At 73.9% G+C, this 23,286-nt stretch carries 20 protein-coding genes; 2 read left to right on the forward strand and 18 right to left on the reverse strand.

The annotated features are described in order from the left end of the window. Positions 1–311: 6-phosphogluconolactonase (locus AC0IVP_RS15495; RefSeq protein WP_471757655.1), on the forward strand; the 311-nt coding region annotated here is incomplete at its 5' end. Positions 312–364: 53 nt separating this feature from the next. Here AC0IVP_RS15495 and AC0IVP_RS15500 read toward each other — a convergent pair. The 13 genes from AC0IVP_RS15500 to AC0IVP_RS15560 form a co-directional block, all read right to left on the reverse strand. Continuing rightward, positions 365–706, reverse strand: coding sequence for an RNA polymerase-binding protein RbpA (locus AC0IVP_RS15500; RefSeq protein WP_471757657.1), 342 nt, complete (start codon positions 704–706; stop codon positions 365–367). A 197-nt stretch (positions 707–903) separates the two neighbouring features. Further along, the gene (secG, locus tag AC0IVP_RS15505; RefSeq protein ID WP_471757659.1) at positions 904–1,137 is read right to left on the reverse strand and encodes a preprotein translocase subunit SecG; all 234 of its coding nucleotides are present in this window, start codon (positions 1,135–1,137) and stop codon (positions 904–906) included. A gap of 144 nt (positions 1,138–1,281) precedes the next feature. After that, on the reverse strand, positions 1,282–3,129 hold the full coding sequence (locus AC0IVP_RS15510) for an ABC transporter substrate-binding protein (RefSeq protein WP_471757661.1): 1,848 nt from the start codon (positions 3,127–3,129) through the stop codon (positions 1,282–1,284). 46 nt (positions 3,130–3,175) lie between these two features. Continuing rightward, positions 3,176–3,985, reverse strand: coding sequence for a triose-phosphate isomerase (tpiA, locus tag AC0IVP_RS15515; protein WP_056300938.1), 810 nt, complete (start codon positions 3,983–3,985; stop codon positions 3,176–3,178). Beyond that, on the reverse strand, positions 3,985–5,196 hold the full coding sequence (locus tag AC0IVP_RS15520; RefSeq protein ID WP_056301235.1) for a phosphoglycerate kinase: 1,212 nt from the start codon (positions 5,194–5,196) through the stop codon (positions 3,985–3,987). Before AC0IVP_RS15520 ends, tpiA begins: the two co-directional genes overlap by 1 nt. 11 nt (positions 5,197–5,207) lie before the next feature. Beyond that, positions 5,208–6,209: a type I glyceraldehyde-3-phosphate dehydrogenase gene (gap, locus tag AC0IVP_RS15525; protein WP_056300941.1), complete on the reverse strand. Its 1,002-nt coding sequence runs from the start codon at positions 6,207–6,209 to the stop codon at positions 5,208–5,210. 237 nt (positions 6,210–6,446) lie between these two features. Then, positions 6,447–7,427: a DNA-binding protein WhiA gene (gene whiA / locus AC0IVP_RS15530; RefSeq protein ID WP_056300945.1), complete on the reverse strand. Its 981-nt coding sequence runs from the start codon at positions 7,425–7,427 to the stop codon at positions 6,447–6,449. Positions 7,428–7,584: 157 nt separating this feature from the next. Beyond that, positions 7,585–8,589 carry a gluconeogenesis factor YvcK family protein gene (locus AC0IVP_RS15535; RefSeq protein WP_056301238.1) on the reverse strand — a complete coding sequence of 335 codons (1,005 nt, stop codon included), beginning with the start codon at positions 8,587–8,589 and terminating at the stop codon, positions 7,585–7,587. Positions 8,590–8,754: 165 nt separating this feature from the next. Then, positions 8,755–9,690 carry an RNase adapter RapZ gene (rapZ, locus tag AC0IVP_RS15540; protein ID WP_471757663.1) on the reverse strand — a complete coding sequence of 312 codons (936 nt, stop codon included), beginning with the start codon at positions 9,688–9,690 and terminating at the stop codon, positions 8,755–8,757. Then, on the reverse strand, positions 9,687–11,822 hold the full coding sequence (gene uvrC, locus AC0IVP_RS15545; protein WP_471757665.1) for an excinuclease ABC subunit UvrC: 2,136 nt from the start codon (positions 11,820–11,822) through the stop codon (positions 9,687–9,689). Before uvrC ends, rapZ begins: the two co-directional genes overlap by 4 nt. Positions 11,823–11,872: 50 nt before the next feature. Next, entirely contained in the window at positions 11,873–12,820 is a 948-nt protein-coding gene (locus AC0IVP_RS15550; RefSeq protein WP_471757667.1) for an alpha/beta fold hydrolase, read from the reverse strand. A gap of 56 nt (positions 12,821–12,876) precedes the next feature. Next, positions 12,877–15,819, reverse strand: a complete 2,943-nt coding sequence (uvrA, locus tag AC0IVP_RS15555; RefSeq protein ID WP_471757669.1) for an excinuclease ABC subunit UvrA — start codon at positions 15,817–15,819, stop codon at positions 12,877–12,879. 98 nt (positions 15,820–15,917) lie between these two features. Continuing rightward, positions 15,918–17,384 carry an amidase gene (locus AC0IVP_RS15560; RefSeq protein ID WP_471757671.1) on the reverse strand — a complete coding sequence of 489 codons (1,467 nt, stop codon included), beginning with the start codon at positions 17,382–17,384 and terminating at the stop codon, positions 15,918–15,920. A gap of 49 nt (positions 17,385–17,433) precedes the next feature. On the opposite strand from AC0IVP_RS15560, the gene AC0IVP_RS15565 reads away from it, so the two are divergent. Further along, on the forward strand, positions 17,434–18,108 hold the full coding sequence (locus AC0IVP_RS15565) for an MBL fold metallo-hydrolase (RefSeq protein ID WP_471757673.1): 675 nt from the start codon (positions 17,434–17,436) through the stop codon (positions 18,106–18,108). Positions 18,109–18,112: 4 nt separating this feature from the next. Here the strand turns inward: AC0IVP_RS15565 and AC0IVP_RS15570 are convergent, their stop codons facing one another. From AC0IVP_RS15570 to AC0IVP_RS15590, 5 genes are all read right to left on the reverse strand, one after another. Further along, on the reverse strand, positions 18,113–19,003 hold the full coding sequence (locus AC0IVP_RS15570) for a DUF4349 domain-containing protein (RefSeq protein WP_471757675.1): 891 nt from the start codon (positions 19,001–19,003) through the stop codon (positions 18,113–18,115). Between the two features lie 100 nt (positions 19,004–19,103). After that, positions 19,104–20,780 carry a glucose-6-phosphate isomerase gene (gene pgi / locus AC0IVP_RS15575; RefSeq protein WP_471757677.1) on the reverse strand — a complete coding sequence of 559 codons (1,677 nt, stop codon included), beginning with the start codon at positions 20,778–20,780 and terminating at the stop codon, positions 19,104–19,106. A 54-nt stretch (positions 20,781–20,834) separates the two neighbouring features. Next, entirely contained in the window at positions 20,835–21,242 is a 408-nt protein-coding gene (locus AC0IVP_RS15580) for a potassium channel family protein (protein WP_056300966.1), read from the reverse strand. A gap of 10 nt (positions 21,243–21,252) precedes the next feature. After that, the gene (locus AC0IVP_RS15585) at positions 21,253–22,815 is read right to left on the reverse strand and encodes a polyamine aminopropyltransferase (RefSeq protein ID WP_471757679.1); all 1,563 of its coding nucleotides are present in this window, start codon (positions 22,813–22,815) and stop codon (positions 21,253–21,255) included. Between the two features lie 4 nt (positions 22,816–22,819). Then, positions 22,820–23,263 carry a DUF350 domain-containing protein gene (locus AC0IVP_RS15590; protein ID WP_082557246.1) on the reverse strand — a complete coding sequence of 148 codons (444 nt, stop codon included), beginning with the start codon at positions 23,261–23,263 and terminating at the stop codon, positions 22,820–22,822. Positions 23,264–23,286 lie beyond the last annotated feature (23 nt).

Raw genomic sequence — 23,286 nt, forward strand, 5'->3', positions numbered from 1 at the left:
TGGGCATGGGGCCCGAGGGTCACGTGGCCTCGATCTTCCCCGACTCCCCCGCGGCCACCGACAGCCGGACCGTCGTCGCCGTGCGGGACTGCCCGAAGCCGCCGCCGACCCGGGTCAGCCTGGGCTTCGCGGCGATCAACGCGGCCGAGGAGGTCTGGCTGCTCGTCTCCGGTGAGGGCAAGGCCGAGGCCGTCGGGCGTGCGCTCACCGGTGGTCTGAACGGCGTGGAGCTCCCCGCGGCCGGGGTGCACGGCACCCGGGCCACCCGCTGGCTGCTGGACGCCGACGCCGCCTCCCAGCTGCCCCGCTGACACAGCACCGGCCCGGCACCCCCGAGGGGTGCCGGCCCGGTGGCGTCCGCGGCTCAGGCGCCGCGGCGGGCCCGGAGCCGGGTGAGCGCCTCCTCGAGGAGGGCGTCGCCGTCGGCGTCCGTGCGGCGTTCCCGCACGTAGGCCAGGTGCGTCTTGTACGGCTCGTTGCGGGGGGCCGGCGGCGGGTTCGCCTCGTCCTGTCCGGCGGGGAGCCCACAGCGCGGGCAGTCCCAGGTCTCGGGGACCTCGACGTCGCACGCGAACGCGATGCGGGTGTCGTGCTTGTTCGCGCACCAGAAGACGACCCGGGTGCGCGGCGCGGACTCACCCCGCTCCGACTCGCCCATCGGACCCGCCCCGACCCGGCTGCCCCGGATCGCGTTTCCACCAGCCACGAACGCCCCCTGCCATCGAACCCGACACCGGACGGCGACCCCCCGAGACCACCGTTGGGCCGCAGTCTAGGGCTCTCAGGCGACGCTCAGGTCACCGTCCGGTCACTGTTCCCGCTGGTCAGACGCGTGGTGTGCGACCGGATGGCGGGCGACGGGACGGATCCGTGCCGTTTCCGCAGGTGGGGCGGGTGGCGCACTCAGACCTTGAGCAGGATGCCCAGCGCGACGATGCAGACGGTCCACACGGCGCCGGTGAAGACGGTCAGCCGGTTGAGGTTCTTCTCCACCACGGAGGACCCCGACAGCGACGACGACGCGGCGCCACCGAACATCGAGGAGAGGCCGCCGCCCTTGCCGCGGTGCAGCAGGATCAGCACGATCAGCAGCAGGCTGGTGAGGGTGAGCAGCACGTTGAGCACGATCTCGATCACGGTCATCTCCTGTCCCGTTGCGCACGGGGTCCGTCTGTCACCCCGGGGTCGGGCGGGGAGTCGGGCTCGGGTCCGTCGGACGCCGGGCCACTCGACTCGTCAGCCTAACGGACGTCCGGCCCGCTCCCCTGCCGGCCGACGCGGTCAATCGTCACCGACGCCCGCCGTCGCCACGTCGTATCCGCCGAAGGGCTGCATGACGACCCCGTTGCGCAGCCGCTGACCGGCCAGCAGCTGCACCCGGTTCTCCGCCAGCGGCACGTAGGCGGCGGTGGCCTGCGCGAGCTGCGCGACCTGACGCCAGGCGTCGAGGGCGGCAGCCGGGTCCGGCGCCGCGACCGCGGCGTCGATGGCGGCGTTGACCCCGGGGTCGTCGAGCAGCGCGTAGTTGGCGTTGCCGGCGGTGGTCTGGATCGCCCGGCCGTCGACCAGCGGGCGCAGGAACGACGCCGGGGTCGGGAAGTCCGCACCGTAGATGGCCAGCACCAGGCCGTAGCCGGCGCCGCTGACCGCTGAGGGCAGCCCGATGCCGGTGGAGTAGTAGGTCGTCGGGTCCAGCGGGGCCAGGGTGACCACGATGCCGACCTCGGCGAGCGCGGTGACCAGGGAGTCGGCGACCGCCAGGCTCATCGGCACGTCGGCCACGGCCATCGTCACCGGGAAGCCGTCGGGCTGTCCGCACGCTGCCAGCGCGGCCCGGGCGGCGTCGGGGTCGGCGGCCGGGTCGGGGTCCTCCGGAGCGCCGGCGAGCACCCGGGGCCACAGCTGGGAGGTGCGGACGGCGCCACCGGACCCACCCAGCGCCTCCTGCACCGCGACCCGGTCGACGGCGGCGGCCACCGCTGCCCGGCAGGACGGGTCGGTCATCGGCGCCACCGTCGTCGGCATCGACAGGACCCGGATGGAGCCCGTGGTCAGGTCGTCGACCCGGTCGGTGAGCCCGTCGTCCCCCGTGCCGTCGCCGAACCGGGTGGTGGTCGCCTCCTGCACGCCGCTGCCGGACAGGTCCGCGTCCGCGGACCCGGCCAGCAGGGCCTGGTCCCGCTCGAGGCCGGTCATCCCGGTGCGCACCACGACCTGGTCGGGCAGGGCCGTGCGCACCGGGTCGCTGGCCTGGTCCCAGGCCGCGTTGCGGTCCAGCACGATGCCGGTCTGGGCGTCCACCGAGGTGAGGGCGTAGGGACCCGACGACACCGGGTCGTTGCCGTAGTCGGCCCCGGTGTCGGCCTCGATCGGCACCGGGCTGGAGGACGGCAGCGCCAGCACGAACGGGAAGTCCGGGTAGGGCCGGGACAGCGTGAAGACGATCGTGGCGTCGTCGGGGGTGGCGATGGAGGCCAGTCCCAGCTTGTCCGGCGTCTCGTCCTGGTAGGGCCCGGCGTACTGGCTGGTCGGGTCCAGCAGGTCCAGCACGTCGTTGGGTCCCCCGCTGACCACGTCCACGGCGAAGGACCGCTCGATGCCGTACTTGAGGTCGCGGCTGGTGATCGGCCGGCCGGTCTCGAAGGTGCTGCCCGGACGCAGGGTGAACGTCCAGGTCACCCCGCCGTCGGGGCTGCTGCCCAGGTCGGTGGCCAGGTCCGGGACCAGCTCGTCGGTGCGGCCGGGTTCGGAGGAGTACGTGACCAGGGTGCGGACGTAGAGCCGCATCAGGTTCCACACGCCCGGCACGTAGGAACGCTGGGGGTCCAGGCTGTCGACCTGGCTGGTCACCAGACGCAGCGAACCGCCGCGCTCGTCGGAGGGTGCCCGCACCCCGTCGAGCCCGCCGTCGGCGGCCCCGCTCTGGGTGGGCACCGCCGCGTCCGGCTCACCGTCGGCGCTGCACCCGGCGACCAGGGCCAGCAGCAGCAGGACCGCGACCACCAGCCGGCCCGGCGCCGCACGACGACGGGGCGCCGCACCGGGGGTCCCGGTGCGACGCCCCGTCGGGGTGCCGTCCGACAGCCCCGTCCCGGGGCTGCGGTGCGTGCTGGTGGTGCGGGCTCTCACGAGTGACTCGGTCCTCCGGGTGGCTGGCCGGCCACCCGGCGACGGGTCAGCGGCTCTCGGCTGCGGTGCGGCAGATCGAGGAGAACTCGTCGGCGTCCAGGCTCGCGCCACCGACCAGTGCCCCGTCGACGTCCGGTCCGGCGAGGATGCCAGCGGTGTTGCCCGCCTTCACCGAACCCCCGTAGAGGATACGGACGACGTCCGCCGTCTCCCGGCCATGACGCTCGGCGAGCCGGGCCCGGATGGCCCCGCACACCTCCTGCGCGTCGTCGGGGGTCGCGACCTCGCCGGTGCCGATGGCCCACACGGGCTCGTAGGCGATGACGATGCCGGCGACCGTGGCCGCGTCCAGGCCCTCGAGCGCGGCGTCGACCTGGGCGGTGGTGTGCGGGACGTGCTCGCCGGCCTTGCGGACGTCGAGCCCCTCCCCCACGCACAGGATCGGCACCAGGCCGTGGTCCAGCGCCTTGCGGACCTTGCTCGCCACGACCTCGTCGGTCTCGGCGTGCAGGGCCCGGCGCTCGGAGTGCCCGACCACGACGTAGGTGCAGCCCAGCGCGGCCAGCTGGGAACCGCTGACCTCGCCGGTGTAGGCACCCGAGTCCTGGGTGGACAGGTCCTGGGCGCCGAAGCCGATCTCCAGCTTGTCGCCCTGCACGAGCGTCTGCACGCTGCGCAGCGCCGTGAACGGCGGGACGACGACGACCTCGGCGGCCTCGAGCTCGGGCTCCTTCAACGTGAAGGCGACCTTCTGCACCAGGCCGATGGCCTCCAGGTGGGTCAGGTGCATCTTCCAGTTGCCGGCGATGAGCGGGCGGCGCCCCTCGTAGACCTTCCCGGCTTTGGTGCGGGCCATCAGGCGCCCGCCCCGTCGGCCAGGACGGCCAGGCCCGGGAGCTCCCGGCCCTCCAGGAACTCCAGCGAGGCCCCGCCACCGGTGCTGATGTGGCCGTAGGACTCCTCGTCCAGACCCAGCTGCCGGACCGCGGCGGCGGAGTCGCCACCACCGACCACCGACAGCCCGTCGACGCCGGCGACCGCGGTCGCCACGCCCCGGGTGCCCGCGGTGAAGGGCGCCAGCTCGAACACGCCCATCGGGCCGTTCCAGAACACGGTGTGCGCGTCGGCCAGGTGGCCGGCGAACAGCTCGACGGTGCGGGGGCCCACGTCCAGGCCCTTGAGCCCGTCCGGGATGCCCTCCACGAGCGCCACCTTCACCTGGGCGTCGGCGACGAGCGCCTCGGCACAGACGACGTCGACCGGGAGCACGATCTTGTCCCCGGCGGACTCCAGCAGGCGCTTGCAGGTGTCGACCTGGTCGGCCTCCAGCAGCGAGTCGCCCACCCCGTGGCCCTGGGCGGCCAGGAAGGTGAAGCACATGCCGCCACCGACCAGGAGCTTGTCCACCTTGGGCAGCATGGCCTCGATGACGGCCAGCTTGTCGCTGACCTTGGACCCACCGAGCACCACGACGTAGGGGCGCTGCGGCTCCTCGGTCAGGCGGGTCAGCACCTCCAGCTCGCGGGCGACGAGCCGACCGGCCGCGTGCGGGAGCCGGGTCGCCACGTCGTACACCGACGCGTGCTTGCGGTGCACGGCGCCGAAGGCGTCGTCCACGTACAGCTCGGCCAGCGCGGCGAACCGGTCGGCCAGGGCACCCCGGGCGTCGTCGTCCTTGCTGGTCTCGCCCGCCTCGAAGCGGACGTTCTCCAGCAGGCAGACGTCACCGTCGGTCAGGGCCGCCGCAGCGGCCTCGGCGCCGGGACCGGCGGTGTCGGCCGCCAGCGGGACCGGGACGCCGAGCAGCTCGGAGAGCCGGGCCGCGACCGGCGCCAGGGAGTACCGGGGGTCCGGTGCGCCCTTCGGCCGGCCCAGGTGCGCCGCGACGACGACGCGGGCGCCGGCGTCGCGGAGCGCCTGCAGCGTGGGCAGGCTGGCCTGGATCCGACCGTCGTCGGTGATGACCGGGTCGCCCGTGGAGTCGTCGAGGGGGACGTTGAGATCGGCGCGCAGGAAGACGCGCTTGCCCCGGACGCCCTCGGCGATCAACTCGTCGACGGTGCGCATGGGTGCGCCCATCAGAGCTTCGAGCCCACCAGCGCGGTCAGGTCCACGAGGCGGTTGGAGTAGCCCCACTCGTTGTCGTACCAGCCGACGACCTTGACCTGGTTGCCGAAGACCTTGGTCAGGCCCGAGTCGTAGATGCACGAGGCCGGGTCGGTGACGATGTCCGAGGACACGATCGGGGCGTCGGTGTAGACCAGGTACGGGGCCAGCGGGCCGTCGGCCGCGGCCTTGTAGGCGGCGTTGACCTCCTCGACGGTGACCTCGCGGGACAGCGTGACGGTGAGGTCGGTGGCCGAGCCGGTCGGGACCGGGACGCGCAGCGCGTAGCCGTCGAGCTTGCCCTTGAGCTCCGGGAGGACCAGGCCGATGGCCTTGGCCGCACCGGTGGAGGTCGGGACGATGTTCAGCGCGGCGGCGCGGGCGCGACGCAGGTCCTTGTGCGGGCCGTCCTGCAGGTTCTGGTCGGCGGTGTAGGCGTGGATCGTGGTCATCAGGCCACGCTCGATGCCGAAGGAGTCGTTGAGCACCTTGGCCAGCGGGGCCAGGCAGTTCGTGGTGCACGAGGCGTTGCTGATGATCGTCTGCGAGCCGTCGTACAGCTCGTGGTTCGCGCCCATGACGATGGTGATGTCGTCGTCGGTGGCGGGCGCGGAGATGATGACCTTCTTGGCGCCGGCCTCGACGTGCTTGCGCGCGTCGGCGGCCTTGGTGAAGAAGCCGGTGGACTCGATGACGACGTCCACGCCCAGGTCGCCCCAGGGCAGGTTGGCCGGGTCGCGCTCGGCCAGGGCCGTGATGGTCTTGCCACCGACGACGATGCCGTCGGCGGTCGAGGAGACCTCCTCGGGGAACTTGCCCAGGACCGAGTCGTACTTGAGCAGGTGCGCCAGCACGTCGTTGCTGGTCAGGTCGTTGACCGCCACGATCTCGACGTCCTGACCACTGGCTGCGACCGCCCGGTAGAAGTTGCGGCCGATCCGGCCGAAACCGTTGATGCCCACACGTACCGTCACTGCGACCTCCGAGGTGTCGATGACGAGTCCTCTGCGGACTCGACGGGGTGCTCTCGCGGGAGGCCGCGCGGGAGTGCGGCCTCGCTCACCGACGACCCTAGCGGGACCTGCCGACACCGCAGTGCGGCACCGCCCCGCCGCAGGTCAGCGGGCCGGTGGACGTCCGAGACGTCTCCTGGGCCGGGGCCGCCGGGAGGTCACCCGCCGGCCACCGGCCGTCCATCGTGGGACGCGCGCTCACGGACCGATCATGTCGTCGGTGACGACGGACTCGGTGTCCGGGATGCCGAGGTCCTTGGCCCGCTTGTCCGCCATCGCCAGCAGGCGGCGGATGCGGCCCGCGACGGCGTCCTTGGTCATCGGGGGGTCGGCCCGCTGGCCCAGCTCCTCCAGCGAGGCCTGGCCGTGCTCCAGCCGCAGCCGCCCGGCGACCAGCAGGTGCTCGGGGGCGTCGTCGGCCAGGATCTCCAGCGCGCGCTCCACCCGGGCGCTCGCGGCGACCGCGGCGCGCGCCGAGCGGCGCAGGTTGGCGTCGTCGAAGTTCGCCAGCCGGTTGGCCGTCGCCCGGACCTCGCGGCGCATCCGCCGCTCCTCCCAGGCCAGCACGGTCTCGTGCGCGCCCATCCGGGTCAGCAGCGCGCTGATCGCGTCGCCGTCCCGCACGACGACGCGGTCGGCCCCGCGGACCTCACGGGCCTTGGCGGCGATCCCCAGCCGGCGGGCGGCCCCCACCAGGGCCATGGCCGCCTCGGGACCGGGACAGGTGACCTCCAGGGAGGACGAGCGACCGGGCTCGGTGAGCGAGCCGTGCGCCAGGAAGGCACCACGCCACGCCGCCTCGGCGTCGTTGAGACCACCGGAGACGACCGCCGGCGGCAGTCCGCGGACCGGACGCCCCCGCTGGTCCACCAGGCCGGTCTGCCGGGCCAGGCCCTCGCCGTGCTTGGCGATCCGCACCAGGTAGCGCACACCGCGACGGATGTTGCCGCCGGCGAGCACGCTCACGCCGCTGGTGTAGCCGTAGACCTCGCTGATGTCGCGCCGCAGGCGGCGGGCCACCGACCCGGTGTCGAGCTCGGCCTCGATGACCACCCGTCCGCCCACGATGTGCAGGCCGCCGGAGAACCGCAGCAGCGCGGTGACCTCGGCCTTGCGCTCGGAGGTCTTCGTGCACTCCACCCGTGAGAGCTCGTCCTTGACCATCGCCGTCATCGCCATGTGCGACCCCTCTCCCCCTCGACCGCGGTCCCGTGCGTCCGGTGCACCCGGTGCGGTCGCACCCGGTCCCCGTCCAGCGAGCTCGTGCACACCGGTCCCCGGTGCCGCGCCGTCCCCCGATCCTGCCGCACGGGCCCGGAGGCCGCGTCGTCCGCCGTCACCGCGCCCCGGTACCGGCGGCGACGACCGAGGCGAACGCCTCGGACAACCGTGCCGGGTCGTGACGCGGCGCACCGTCCGGTGCGGCCACGGGTGTCAGGACCAGGTCGGCCCCGCACTCCCGTACTGCCGACAGCAGACCACGCCGGTCAACAACCGCGTCCGCATCGGCGATGACCGTGTGCAACGGCACGCCGTCCAGATGGGCCTGCAGGACCCGCAGGTGCTGCTCCGGGGAGAACCCGTCGGTCTCGCCGGCCTGGGGTTCCAGGTTCAGCACGACCACCACCCGGGCCCGGCTGGCCGCCAGCGCGGCCTTCAGGCGTGGCACCAGCAGGTGTGGCAGGACCGAGGTGTACCAGGACCCGGGTCCCAGGCTGACCACGTCGGCCCGGCCGATGGCCGCCACCACGTCCGGGTGCACCGGCGGGTCTGCGGGGGTGACCCGGATGGACCGCACCCGGTCCGGGCTCGAGGCGATGGCGACCTGGCCGCGGATGTGCCGGGAGCGCTGCGGGTCGTCGGGGTCGACGCTGTCGACGATCGCCACCAGGTCCAGCGGGACGTCGGCCATCGGCAGCACGCGGCCCCGGGCGCCCAGCAGCTGGCACAGGGTGTCCAGCGCCCGGACCGTGTCGCCGCCGTGCAGCTCCACCAGGCCGGTGAGCACCAGGTTGCCCACCGGGTGCCCGGCCAGCACGCCGGATCCACCCAGCCGGTGCTGGAGCAGCGAGGTCAGCTCCCGGGTGTGCGGGTCCTCACCGGCCAGCGCCGCCAGCGCCATCCGCAGGTCCCCGGGCGGCAGCACCGGCATCTCCCGCCGGATCCGGCCCGAGGAGCCGCCGTCGTCGGCCACGGTCACCACGGCCGTCAGCTCACCGGCGACCGGCAGCCAGCCGGCCAGCGTGCTGGCCAGGCCGTGCCCGCCACCCAGGGCGACCACGGAGGGGCCGGCCGGGGCGGTGGCCGCGTGCCGGGAGCCGGTGCCGGGCGTCGCCGCCACCGGGGCGGGGGCACCCGCGTGCGCTGTGCCGGAGGGACGGGCGCGGCGGGCCTCGGCCCGGGTCAGCGCACGCGGCCGCTCAGGCCACCCCGGCGCTGTCGCGTCACCCTCGGCACCCGACCGGTCGACCGGCTCGGCGTCGTCCCCGGACCCGTGCCGGGGCACCTACTCCCGCCCCAGGTCGCGGTGCCGTGCGGCGGCGGTGACGCCCTCGCCGGACAGCCGGCGGGCGAACTCCTCGGCCATCGCCACGGAGCGGTGCTTGCCGCCGGTGCAGCCCACCGCCAGCGTCAGGTAGCGCTTGCCCTCGCGCTGGTAGCCGGGCACCAGCAGCCGGAGCACCTGCATGTAGCGCTCCAGGAAGTCCCCGGCGTCGGCCGAGCCCAGCACGTGGTCCCGGACCGGGGCGTCCCGGCCGGTGAGCGGGCGCAGCTCGGGGATCCAGTGCGGGTTGGGCAGGAAGCGGGCGTCGACGACCAGGTCCGCGTCCAGCGGCAGGCCGTACTTGAAGCCGAAGCTCAGCACGGTGGCGGTCAGCTCGGGAGCGGCGCCGTCCCGGACGAAGGCGGCCTCCAGCGTGGCCCGGAGCTGGTGCACGTTGAGGTCGGAGGTGTCCACCCAGAGGTCGGCGTCCCCGGCGATCCCGGTCAGCAGCGCGCGCTCGGCGGCGATCCCGTCGGACAGCCGCCCGGAGCCCTGCAGCGGGTGCTCGCGGCGGTTGGACTCGTAGCGCCGGACCAGCACCTCGTCGCGGGCGTGGACGTAGACCACCCGCGGGCGGTGCCCGGCATCGGTGAGCGCGCGGATGGACTCGGTGAGGTCGCTGGAGAACGCCCGGCTGCGGACGTCGACCACGGCGGCGAACCGGCGGACGTCCCCCCGCGAGCCCAGCTCCACCATGGGTGCCAGCAGGGCCGGTGGCAGGTTGTCCACGACGAAGAAGCCGAGGTCCTCGAGCACCCGGCCGGCCGAGTTCTTGCCCGCCCCGGACAGCCCGGTGACGACGACGACCTCGAGCGGGGCCGGCTCGGCGGACGCCGGGACGGCCGGCTCCTGCGCGGCGGGGTCGAGCGGGTCGGCGGGCGGTGCAGGGTGCGTCACGGGGCGGCTCCGGCGGTCTGCGGCGTGCTCTGCGGGGTGTCCGTCGGGCTGGTGGACCCGGCGGTGGCCGGGTCATCATCCCGGTCGGGGAAGACGTCGGGGTCACCGCCGTCGGCGGCGAGCCCGGCCGCGGTGTCCTCGAGGGCGCCGGCGTCCACCGGGACGTCGGCCGCGGGACCCGGTGCCGGGGCGTCCGGCGCCGGGGCGTCCGGCGCCGGGGCGTCCGGGTCCGCGACGGCGGCCAGCACGGCCTCCGCCGTCCGGCGGCCGATGCCCGGCACGGCGGTGAGCTGCTCGACGCTGGCCGCGCGCAGCCGCTTGAGCGAGCCGAACTCCTTCATCAGCGCCTTGCGCCGGGTGTCCCCCAGCCCGGGGACGTCGTCCAGCAGCGAGGTGAGCATGCCGACCGACCGCTTCTGCCGGTGGTAGGTGATCGCGAAGCGGTGTGCCTCGTCGCGGACCCGCTGCAGGAGGTACAGCGCCTCCGAGGTGCGCGGCAGGATGACCGGGTCGGGGTCGTCGGGCAACCAGACCTCCTCCATCCGCTTGGCCAGGCCGCAGACGGCGACGTCGGTGACGCCGAGCTCGGACATGGCGCGCGCGGCGGCGGCGACCTGCGGCTGGCCACCGTCGACGACCAGCAGGTTCGGCGGGTAGGCGAACCGGCGGGCCCGGCCCTCCTCGGCGGCGACGCCCTGCTCGTCCTTGCGGTCGGCCTCGTCCTTGAGGTGCCGGGCGAAGCGGCGGCGGACGACCTCGGCCATGGCGGCGGTGTCGTCGGTGCCCTGGGCGACCTGGAAGCGCCGGTAGTCCGACTTCTTGGCCAGCCCGTCCTCGAAGACGACCATGCTGGCCACGACGTTGGTGCCCTGCACGTGGCTGACGTCCATGCACTCGATGCGCAGCGGCGCCTCGGGCAGGTCCAGGGCCTCCTGGATCTCCGACAGCGCCATGGACCGGGCGGTGAGGTCCCCGGCGCGCTTCACCCGGTGCCGGGCGAAGGCCTCCTTGGCGTTGCGCTCGACGGTCTCCATGAGCGCCCGCTTGTCCCCGCGCTGGGGCACCCGCAACGACACCCGGGAGCCGCGCAGCTCGCTGAGCAGCTCGGCGTAGACGTCGGCCTCGGCGGGCAGCTCGGGGACCAGCACCTCGCGCGGCACGGCCTCCCCCGCCTCGCCGACACCGGTCTGCTCGTCGACGCCGCCGTAGACCTGGAGCAGGAACTGCTCGACCAGCTGGCCGGTGCCGACGTCCTCGACCTTGTCGATGATCCAGCCGCGCTGGCCGCGGACCCGCCCGCCGCGGACGTGGAAGACCTGAACCGCTGCCTCCAGCTCGTCCTGGGCGAAGGCGACGACGTCGGCGTCGGTCCCGTCGCCCAGCACGACGGCCTGCTTCTCCAGGGCGCGGCGCAGCGCGCCGAGGTCGTCGCGCAGGCGCGCGGCGCGCTCGTACTCCATCTCCTCGGCGGCCTGGGCCATCTGCTTCTCCAGGCGGCGGGTGATCTGCTCGGTCCGCCCGCCCATGAAGTCGCAGAAGTCGTCGACGATGTCGCGGTGCTCCTCGACGGAGACCTTGCCGACGCAGGGGGCGGCGCACTTGCCGATGTAGCCCAGCAGGCAGGGCCGGCCGATCTGGCCGTGCCGCTTGAAGACGCCGTTGGAGCAGGTCCGCGCCGGGAAGACCCGGGTCAGCGTGTCGAGGGTCTCCCGGATGGCCCAGGCGTGCGCGTAGGGGCCGAAGTAGCGGACGCCCTTGCGCTTGGGGCCGCGCATCACCTGCAGCCGGGGGAACTCCTCGTTGAGGGTCACGGCCAGCGAGGGGTAGCTCTTGTCGTCCCGGTAGCGGACGTTGAACCGGGGGTCGTACTCCTTGATCCAGTTGTACTCGAGCTGCAGCGCCTCGACCTCGGTGCCGACGACGGTCCACTCGACGCTGGCGGCGGTGGTCACCATCTGACGGGTGCGCGGGTGGAGCCCGGCGATGTCGGCGAAGTAGCTGTTCAGCCGCTGGCGGAGGCTCTTGGCCTTGCCGACGTAGATGACGCGGCTGTTCGGGTCCCGGAACTTGTAGACCCCCGGGGACTCCGGGATGCTGCCGACCGCGGGGCGGTACGTGGAGGGGTCGGGCATGCCTCCACAGTAGGTCGCGGGTCCGACACTCCTCCCGCCCCGCGGACCCCTCAGCCGGCGGTGCGGGCGTCCAACCAGGTCAGCAGGTCGGCGACGACGTCGTCCCGGTTGGTCTCGTTGAAGACCTCGTGCCGGGCGTCGGGGTAGACGTGCTGCTCGACCGGCAGGCCGCGCCCGGTGAGGCGGTCGGCCAGGGCGGTGACCTGGCCGCTGTCCTCGCCCCCGACGGGGTCCCGGGACCCGGACAGCAGCAGCACGGGCAGCCCGTCGGGCAGCTGCGCCAGGCCCTCGGTGCCCGGGCCGGTGACCGCGGCGCCGAAGACCCCGGCGGCGTAGGCGTACGTCAGCGGCACCTCGTCGCCGGCCAGCGGGTCGGCGATGTAGGCGTCGACCTCGGCCTCGTCGCGGGACAGCCAGTCGAAGGGGGTGCGGGCCGGCTCGAAGGGCACGTTGAACGCCCCGAGCGCGTCCAGGGCCTGGTCCCCCATGCCGGCGGCGACGGCGGCCTCCAGCCCGGTGACCTGGTCGGCCAGCTGGGGTGCGACGCCGACCGGCCCGGACAGCGCGAGGCCGGCCAGGCCGGCGCCGTCCCGCTCGGCGGAGACCAGCGCGATGATCGAGCCCATCGAGTGGCCCAGAAGCAGCCGCGGCACCCCGGGCTGCTCGTCGTGGGCGAGGAGCTGCAGGGCGAGGACGTCGTCCAGGACGGACTGGACCCCTGCGCCGCCGCCGAACCGGCCCACCCCGGTGGACTCCGCGGTGTGGCCGTGCCCGCGGAGGTCCATCGCGTAGACGGCGTAGCCCCGCCCTGCCAGGGCGGTGGCCAGCCGCTCGTAGCGCCCGCTGTGCTCGGAGGCGCCGTGCACGACCTGCAGGGTGGCCCGGACGTCACCGGTGGGCAGCCACCGGCGGTAGCGGACCCGGGTGCCGTCGCCGCCCTGCAGGGCGGGCAGCTCGCTGGGCGTCGGCGGTGCGGCGGGGTCGGGCGAGGAGGTCATGGTCGAGGGGTACCGGCGCGGGGACCGGTGCGCAACCGGTCCCCGCGCCGCACCGGTCAGCCGGCGACGGTGCCGGTGACCACCGCGGTGCCGACGGTCGTGGCGGGCAGGGCCGCGGCGACCCTCTTGCGGGGCTTCTTCTTGGCCGCGGCCTCGACCCGGGCGGGGTCCAGGATGTCGGCGAGGAAGCGCCCGGTGTGGCTCTCCGGGATGCCGGCGATCAGCTCCGGGGTGCCCTCCCCCACGACCGTGCCGCCCCGGAACCCGCCCTCGGGACCCATGTCGATCAGCCAGTCGGCGCTCTTGATGACGTCCAGGTTGTGCTCGATGACGATCACCGAGTTGCCCTTGTCGACCAGGCCCTGGATGACCAGCAGCAGCTTGCGGATGTCCTCGAAGTGCAGCCCGGTGGTGGGCTCGTCCAGGACGTAGATCGTGCGGCCGTTGGACCGCTTCTGCAGCTCGCTGGCGAGCTTGACCCGCTGTGCCTCACCACCGGACAGCGTGGTGGCGGGCTGGCCGAGACGCACGTAGCCCAGACCGACCTCGGTGAGCGTGGTCAGGTAGCGGGCGATGCTGTTGATCGGGGCGAAGAACTCGGCGGCCTCCTCGATCGGCATGTCCAGGACCTCGGCGACCGTCTTGCCCTTGTAGCGGACCTCGAGGGTCTCCCGGTTGAACCGGGCGCCCTTGCAGACCTCGCAGGGCACGTAGACGTCGGGGAGGAAGTTCATCTCGATCTTCAGCGTCCCGTCGCCGGAGCACGCCTCGCAGCGCCCGCCCTTGACGTTGAAGCTGAACCGGCCGGGCTGGTAGCCGCGGACCTTGGCCTCCTCGGTGGAGGCGAACAGCTTGCGGATCGCGTCCCAGACGCCGGTGTAGGTGGCCGGGTTGGACCGGGGGGTGCGGCCGATCGGCGACTGGTCGACGCCGACGACCTTGTCCAGCTGGTCCAGGCCCGTGATGGTGCGGTGCCGACCCGGCACCATCCGGGCACGGTTGAGCTGGTTGGCCAGCACCGTGTAGAGGATGTCGTTGACCAGGCTGGACTTGCCCGACCCGGACACCCCGGTGACGGCGACGAGCATGCCCAGCGGGAAGGTCACGTCGACGCCGCGCAGGTTGTGCTCGCGGGCGCCCTTGACCACGAGCTCACGGCCCGGGGTCCGCGACCGCCGTTCCGCGGGGATGGTGATCTCCTTACGGCCGGACAGGTACTGGCCGGTCAGCGAGCGCTCGCTGGCCAGCAGGTCCTCGTAGGTGCCCGACACGACGACCTCGCCGCCGTGCTCACCGGCGCCCGGGCCGATGTCGACGATCCAGTCGGCCTGCTTGATGGTGTCCTCGTCGTGCTCGACGACGATGAGGGTGTTCCCCATGTCGCGGAGCCGGACCAGGGTCTCGATCAGCCGGACGTTGTCCCGCTGGTGCAGCCCGATGGAGGGCTCGTCGAGGACGTAGAGGACGCCGACCAGGCCGGAGCCGATCTGGGTGGCCAGCCGGATGCGCTGGGCCTCGCCGCCGGCCAGTGTCGCCGCCGGCCGGTCCAGGGACAGGTAGTCCAGCCCGACGGAGACCAGGAACGACAGGCGGGCCTGGATCTCCTTGAGCACCCGGTCGGCGATGGCCCGCTCGCGCTCGCCCAGGGTGAGCGCGTCCAGCCACTCCGAGGCGTCCCCGATGGACAGACCGGTGACCTCGGCGATGGACCGGCCGTCGAGCTTGACGGCGAGGATCTCGGGCTTGAGCCGGGTGCCGTGGCAGACCGGGCAGGGCACGTCGCGCATGTAGCCCTCGTACTTGTCCCGCATGAACTCCGAGTCGGTGTCCTCGTGCCGGCGCTCCAGGAACGGCAGCACGCCCTCGAAGGCGGCGTAGTAGCTGCGCTCGCGGCCGTAGCGGTTCTTGTAGCGGACGTGCACCTGGTCCGGGGAGCCGTGCAGCACGGCCTTCTGGATCTTGGCCGGGAGCTCCTCCCAGGGCGTCTTCATCGAGAAGCCGAGCATGTCCGAGAGGCCGGTGAGCAGGCGGGTGAAGTACTCGTTGCTCATCGAGCCGGCCCAGGGGGCGATCGCGCCGTCGCCCAGGCTCTTCTCCGGGTCGGGGACGACGAGCTCGGGGTCGACCTCCTTGCGGGTGCCGATGCCGGTGCACTCGGCGCAGGCGCCGAACGGGGAGTTGAAGGAGAACGAGCGGGGCTCGAGCGCCTCGAAGCTCAGCCCGTCGTCGATGCAGGCCAGGTGCTCGGAGAAGGTGCGTTCGCGCTCGGGGTCGTCCTCGGCGAGGTCGACGAAGTCCAGCAGGACCAGCCCGCCGGCCAGCCCCAGCGCGGTCTCGACCGAGTCGGTGAGCCGGCGCTTGGCGCTCTCCTTGACGGTGAGCCGGTCGACGATCACCTCGATCGTGTGCTTCTCCTGCTTCTTGAGCTTGGGCGGCTCGGTCAGCGAGTGGATGGTGCCGTCGACCCGGACCCGGGAGAAGCCCTGGGTCTGCAGCGAGCTGAACAGGTCGACGTACTCGCCCTTGCGGGCCCGGACGACGGGGGCGAGCACCTGGAAGCGGGTGCCCTCGGTCATCTCCAGCACCTGGTCGACGATCTGCTGCGGGGTCTGCCGGGCGATCGGCTTGCCGCAGTTGGGGCAGTGCGGCTGGCCGGCGCGGGCGTACAGCAGGCGGAGGTAGTCGTAGACCTCGGTGATGGTGCCGACGGTCGACCGGGGGTTCCGGTTGGTCGACTTCTGGTCGATGGACACCGCGGGCGACAGGCCCTCGATGAAGTCGACGTCGGGCTTGTCCATCTGGCCGAGGAACTGCCGGGCGTAGGCCGACAGGGACTCGACGTAGCGGCGCTGTCCCTCGGCGAAGATCGTGTCGAAGGCCAGGCTCGACTTGCCCGAGCCGGAGAGCCCGGTGAACACGATCATCGCGTCCCGGGGGAGGTCGAGGTGGACGTCCTTGAGGTTGTGCTCGCGGGCGCCGCGGACGACGAGCCGGTCCATGTGGGTCCCTGTCGTTCGGTGGTGCGTGGGGTGGCGTCGGTGCTGGTGCGGGAGTCGGGCGGGGCGGCGTGCCGGCCGTGCTGCCCGGCCCCGCGGACTCAGCCGGGAGCTGTCGGGCGGGCGGGGGCGTCGGCGGTGCCGGCGGGGTCGAACACGGGGGCGTGCCTGCGCCAGGGCTGCTGGCGCTCCAGCTCCGCAGCGAGCCAGAGTAGTCGCGTCTCGGCTCCCGGGGGGCCGACGAACTGGACCGCGGTGGGCAGCCCACCGGCCCGTCGGCCGGCAGGGAGGACCAACGCGGGGAGGCCCGCGCTGTTCCACGCCGACGTCCACGGCGCCCACCGCGCGTTGGCCGACACGTTGGCCAGGAAGCCCCGCTCGTGCCACGGCCGGGCAGCCAGCGGCGGGCCGGTGACGACGGGGGTGAGCAACAGGTCGACCGGCCGGTCCCGGGCGTCCGCGGAGCCGGTGAACCACGAGGTCATCCGCTCGCGGAACCCGTCCGAGGCGGCCGGGCGGACCAGCCCGGCCCGGCGGGCGAGCCGGCCCAGCCGGGCGTGCGTGCGGCTGCGCGGCTCCATCGCGTGCCGGTCCAGCCCGAGCAGCTCGGCGTCGGCGTCGGCCCCGCCCAGCCAGCGGGCGATCGTGCCCAACGCCACACCGAGGGGCACCGGCGGGTCCTTCCGCACGACGGTGTGCCCGAGCTCGCGCAACCCCGCGACGACCGCCTCCAGGGCGGCCCGGCCCTCGGCGTCGAGCCGGACGCCGGGGACCGGTGAGCGGGTGGAGACCGCGATGGTGAGCGGTGTGGAGTCGCCGTCCAGCGGCTCGGCCGGGACGCCGTCGGCGAGCACCGCGTGGGCGACCGCGAGGTCGGCGACCGTGGTCGCCAGGGCACCGTTCTCGGCCATGCCCGACCAGTCGTCGGCGCCCAGGCCCGCGGGGACGACCCCGCGCCCGGGCTTGAGGGTCACGAGGCCGCAGGCGGCCGCGGGGAGCCGCAGCGAGCCCATGCCGTCGTTGCCGTGCGCGAGCGGGACACCGCCGGAGGCGACCGCCGCGGCGCTGCCGCCGGAGGACCCGGCGGGCGACCGGGCGGTGTCCCAGGGGTTGCGGCTGACCGTCCCGGGGCCGTCGGTGGCGGCGTAGAGGCACAGCTCGGGCACCCGGGTGATGCCGACGACGACCGCACCGGCGGCCCGCAGCCGGGCCACCACCGGGTGGTCCGTCGGCTGCGGGGCGGGTGTGTGGGCGCGGGAGCCGTCGGTGAGGGTCTCCCCCGCGACGGCGACGTTGTCCTTGACCGCCACCGGCACGCCGGCAAGGGGCAGCCGCGCCCGGTCGGGGTGGGCGTCGACGGCGGCCGCCTCGGCCAGCGCGGCCTCGGTGCGGACCACCCGGAACGCGCCCACCCGGGCCTCGACGGAGGCGATGTGCGCGAGGTGCGCGCGCACCACGTCGACCGCGCTCAGCTCCCCGCTGCGGACCCGGGCCGCCAGCTCCGTGGCGGGCAGCCCGACCAGCTGCGCCGGGCCGCCGGCGGGCTCCGTGGCTAGGTTGGCGTCCATGCGGTCGAACCTATCCGGGGGGACCGACAGTCTCAGATCGGAGCGGTCCATGAGCACGGACACCAGCGACTACACCGGTGACGTCGAGGTCGGCGGGCCGCCCGCGACCCGGGTGCTGCCCGGTCTGACGATCAGCAAGCTGGCGGTCAGCGAGATGGCCAACAACGCCTACCTGCTCACCGACGCGGCCACCGGGGACGCCCTTCTCGTCGACGCCGCGGCCGACCCGGAGGCGCTGCAGGCGTTCATCGGGGACACCCGGGTCACCACCGTCGTCACCACGCACGGGCACTGGGACCACCACCGGGCACTGCCCCAGGTGGTGGCCGCCAGCGGCGCCGTCACCGTCGCGCACCCCGCGGACGCCGCCGACCTGCCGGTCCCGGTGTCGCACCCGGTCGAGCACGGCGACACCGTGGCCGTCGGCGACCAGGTGCTGGAGGTCGTCCACCTGCGCGGGCACACCCCGGGCTCGGTCGCGCTGGTCTGGCGCGGCGGCGAGGGCGCCGGCACGCACGTGTTCACCGGCGACAGCCTGTTCCCCGGCGGGGTCGGCAACACCCAGCAGGACCCCGAGCGGTTCGCCCAGCTGGTCGACGACGTCGAGCAGCGGCTGTTCGGCACCCTGCCCGACGACACCTGGGTCTACCCGGGGCACGGCGCGGACACCACGATCGGCGCCGAGCGCCCGCACCTGGCGGAGTGGCGCGAGCGCGGCTGGTGAGGTCCTAAGGGGCGCGCTCGACGTCGGCGCCCTCTGCAGCCGCGGCGGCCTCTGCGGCCCCAGGGTGCGGCCTGCGCTCGCGGACCTGCCGTGCCACCGCCCCGGCCGCCCCGGCGACGACGGCGCCCACCAGGAGCCAGGGCAGCAGCACGCCCAGGACCAGGACGCCGATGCCGAGCGCGGACACCAGCGCCGACCAGCCGGTGGCGAGCCCGTCGAGGAACCCACCGCGTTCCTCGACGGGCTCGACGACGGGCGCCGAGCCCACGTGGACGCTGAGCGTGGACAGCTCCACCTCGTCGGCCAGCAGCGCGCGCCGGGACTGCAGCGACTCGACCTCGGCCTGTCGCTCGGACAGCGCCCGCTCGGCGTCCAGCAGCGCTTCGGTGGTGGCGGCTCCCGCGAGGAGGGCCTGCAGCCGCTCCACCGACGTCTGCAACGCGGAGATCCGCGCGTCCAGGTCGACCGCGTCGCTGGTCCGGTCGGTCCGGGTGACCGCGCGTTCGGTCACCTCACCGAGGTCGTCGAGGCCCGCGAGCACCCCGGTCAGCTCGTCGGCCGGCACCCGGACGACCAGGTCGGCGACCGCGTCCCGGCCTTCGTCCGTCGCGCTCTGCTCGGTGCGCTCCTCGACCCGTCCGCCGACGTCCTCGACGGACTGGCTGAGCTGCTGGGCGGCCTCGGCCGGCTCGCCGACGACGACGGATGCCGAAGCGGTGGTGACCACCTGGCGGTCGGGTTCGGTCTCCGCAGCCGGGTCGCCGGCGTCGGCCGGAGCGGCCGGCAGCGCCACGTCGGACTCCATGCTCATGGCCCCGCTGGAGTCCGCGCCGGAACAACCGGCCAGCAGGACGGCGGCGAGCACCGCAGTGACCAAGCCCGGAGGACGCCGCATGGGCAGGACCCTAGGACCGCCCCCACGTCTCTGAGCAGCACCGATGCCCGATCGTGACGTCGACCGCGGCGGGGGGCGCCCCCCGCCGCGGCCCGAACGGTCAGCTGCGGTGCTGCTGGTACCAGCCGATGAGCGCCTTCGTCGACGGGTCCTGGGCCTGCAACGCCTCGTCGTCCCCGGTCAGGGCGGGGGCGATCTGCAGGGCCAGCTGCTTGCCCAGCTCCACGCCCCACTGGTCGAAGCTGTCGATGCCCCAGACGGCGCCCTGCGTGAAGGTGACGTGCTCGTAGAGGGCGATCAGCTGCCCCAGCACCGAGGGGGTCAACGCCGCCGCCATGATCGACGTGGTCGGCCGGTTGCCGGAGAAGACCCGGGCCGCGACGACGTCCTCGGCGGTGCCCTCGGCCCGCACCTCCTCGGCGGTCTTGCCGAACGCCAGCGCCTTGGTCTGGGCGAAGAAGTTCGCCATGAGGAGCGCGTGCACGTCCACGTCGCCGTCGACGAGGGCGTGCTGCGGGGTCGCGAAGGCCAGGAAGTCGGCCGGGATGAGCCGGGTGCCCTGGTGGATCAGCTGGTAGAACGCGTGCTGGCCGTTGGTGCCGGGCTCGCCCCAGAACACCTCGCCGGTGTCGGTGGTGACCGCCTCGCCGTCCCAGCGCACGGACTTGCCGTTGGACTCCATGGTGAGCTGCTGCAGGTAGGCCGGGAACCGATGCAGGTACTGGCTGTAGGGCAGCACGGCGTGGGTCTGTGCGCCCAGGAAGTTCACGTACCAGACGTTGAGCAGGCCCATCAGCAGCGGGACGTTGCGCTCCAACGGCGTCGTCCGCACGTGCTCGTCGACGGCGTGGAAGCCGGCCAGGAACTCGGCGAACCGCTCCGGGCCGACGGCGACCGCGAGCGACGTGCCGATGGCGGAATCGACCGAGTAGCGCCCGCCGACCCAGTCCCAGAAGCCGAAGGCGTTGGCCGGGTCGATGCCGAAGTCGGCGACCTTGCCCAGCGCGGTGGAGACGGCCACGAAGTGCTTCGCCACGGCACCGCGGCGGGCCTCGTCGGTGTCCGCGAGCGCCTGGCCGAGACCGTCCCAGAGCCACTGGCGGGCCAGTCGGGCGTTGGTCAGCGTCTCCAGGGTGCCGAAGGTCTTCGACGCCACGATGAACAGCGTCGTCTCCGGGTCCAGGCCCCTGGTGGTCTCGGCCAGGTCGGTGGGGTCGATGTTGGACACGAACCGGCAGCTCAGGCCGTCCTGCACGTACGCCCGCAGCGCCTCGTAGGCCATCACCGGGCCCAGGTCCGAGCCGCCGATCCCGATGTTGACGACGGTGGCGATCCGCTTGCCGGTGACCCCGGTCCACTCCCCCGAGCGCACCTGCTCGGCGAACGCGTAGACCTTGGCCAGCTCGGCGTGCACGTCGGCGTCCACGTCCTGGCCGTCGACCACGAGCGGGGGCTGCATGCCCTCGGGGCGGCGGAGCGCGGTGTGCAGCACCGCCCGGTCCTCGGTGACGTTCACGTGCTCGCCTGCGAACATGGCCTGCAACCTGTCGGTGACCCCGGTCTGCTCGGCGAGCTGGCGGAGCAGGTCCAGCGTCTCGTCGGTGACCAGGTTCTTGGACAGGTCGACGTGCAGGTCCGCGACGTCCAGGGTGAGCCGCTCGGCGCGGCCCGGGTCGGCGTCGAACCAGCCGCGGAGGTCGGCCTGCTGGGCCTCGGCGTGGGCCTGCAGCGCGGACCAGGCAGCGGTCGTGGTGGGGTCGTGCGAGGCGGCAGCCACGTCAGCTCTCCAAGGTGTCGGGATCGTCGCCGACGACGCTAGGGCAGCCCCGGGTCAGGCGCGCGGGCGGCCGGTGGCCTTGCCCAGGTCGCGCTGGATCTGGCGCAGCAGCCGCAGCTGCTCGTCCGAGTCCTGGGACAGGTCGACCTGTTCCTCGTGCGTGAAGTCGTCGTGGGTGCGGATCACCACGGCGGCGATCCGGCCGACGATCACCCCGATCCCGATGATGCCGGCGAACATCGTCAGCACGCCGATCACCCGCCCGGGGACCGTGAGCGGCGACAGGTCCCCGTACCCGGTGGTCGTGGTGGTGACGAAGGCCCACCACACCGACTCCCCGAAGCCCCAGCCCTCCAGCACGCTCACGCCGACGGCGGCCGCCAGCACGGCCCCCAGGTACAGCCCGATGGCCAGCGGGGTCCGGTTGGCGCAGGCGATCAGCCCGGCGACGATCCTGCTCACGACGTCTCCCTCATCCCTGGTAGCCCTGGCGCATGTCCTCGACGATCAGCGGCCGGTCCAGCGTGCTGGGGGTGAGCTGCTGCGGGGCCCGGTCGTGCGGGAACACCCCGGCCGCGGTGAGCACGTCGGCGTCCAGGAAGCGGGTGACCGGTCGCTGCGGTGACAGCACCAGCGGCGGCGGGGTGTCCCCGGCCTGGGCGAGCACGAAGCCCCAGTCACCGAAGCTGGGCACGTCGACGTGGAACGGCGTCCCGGCGAGGCCTGCGCTGTCCACGGTGCTCACCGTGCGCCAGAAGGCGTCCGGAGTCGAGTACGGGCTGCCGGCCTGCACCGTCACCAGGGCGCCGGGAGCCAGCACGCTGCCCACCAGGCCGTAGAACTCGGTCGAGTACAGCCGCCCGAGCGCCGGGGTGTCCGGGTCGGGCATGTCCACCACGACGGCGTCGAACGGGTCACCGGGCGGGTCGCGCAGCCAGGTGAACGCGTCCTGGACCACGACCTGCACCCGCGGGTCGTCCAGAGCGCCGTCGTTGAGCGGGGCGAGCCGGGTGCGGGCCAGCTCGAGCACCGCGGGGTCCAGCTCCACCTGCACCACCTGCTCGACGGAGGGGTGCCGGAGCACCTCGCGGGCGGCCAGCCCGTCACCGCCGCCGAGCACCAGCACCCGACGGGGGTCCCGGGCCAGCACCGGGTGCACCAGCGACTCGGTGTAGCGGTGCTCGTCGACGCTGGAGAACTGCAGGTCACCGTCCAGGTACAGCCGGACGTCGTCCCCGCGCTGGGTGACGACGACGTCCTGGTAGTCCGAGCGCTCCGCGGACACGACCGGGTCGTCGTAGAGCCGCTGGCGCGCGCCGACCTCGATGTCCTCGGCCCGGACCAGGAGCACCCCCAGCAGGGCGGCCGCGGCGAGCAGCGCCCCGCTCGCCGTCCGGCGGGCCCGCGGGGTGAGCTGGCTGCGCAGCAGCACCCCGGCGACGACGGCGGCCGCGACCAGGTTGACCAGCCCGGTCAGCGCGGCGCCACGGACCTGGCCGGCCAGCGGCAGCAGCAGGAACGGCCAGGCCAGCCCGCCGAGCAGGGCGCCGGCGTAGTCGGCGGCGTTGAGGTCGGCGAGCAACCGGCCGCTGCCCTCGGCGTCCACCCCGGCGGCACCGCGCTGCAGCAGGGTCATCAGCAGCGGCACCTCGGCGCCGACCAGGATGCCGATCAGCGCCGTCCCCAGGACGAGGACCGCACCGCTGGCGCCGTAGAAGCTGAACGTCACGTAGAGGGTGACGGCTGACAGGCCGCCGACCACGCCCAGCAGGATCTCCACCGCCACGAAGGTGGCGGCGGCGTGGCCCAGGAACGGCTTGACCAGCAGCGCACCGACCCCGAGGGCGGCGACGAAGCCGGCCACGATGAGCGAGGTCTGGGTGATCCCACCGCCGGCCAGGCTGGCCGACAGGGTCAGCAGCACCAGCTCGTAGACCAGTCCGCACGCGGCGCAGACGGCGACGGCGGCCAGCAGCAGCGGCCGGTACCAGCGGACCCGCCGGACCGGCCGCTCCTGCGCGACCGTCGCCGTCACGGGGTCAGCTCAGCGCCGCGGCGTTGACCACGCCGATCGCGAACAGGCTCGCCGCCACCGCCCAGGCGGCGCCGCTCATCCGCTCCTCGTCCACGATGGCGCGCAGGTGACCGGGCACCACGGCGTCGAGCACCCGCAGTGCGACCGCCTGCAGCACGACGCCGAGCACGCCGTAGACGGCGGAGTCCACCAGGCCCTGCAGCAGCGAGTCGGCGCTGGTCATGATCGAGGTGACGACGATGACGGCCAGGGCCAGGTGGTTGGCGCCCAGCAGGATCGCCGCGTTGGGCTTGCGGTCGGTGTAGACCTGCTTGCGCAGGTTGCCGGGCGTGAGCAGGTCCAGGGCCAGGAAGCCCAGGCCGAGCACGCCGACACCGACGACGAAGAACAGCAGCGTGGCGACGACGCCCTCGCCGAGGTCGCTGCCGTCCAGGGTTCCGAAGGTCACGGGGTGCTCCAGCGCTCGAGGGT

The organism is Klenkia sp. AC732 (assembly GCF_979256525.1).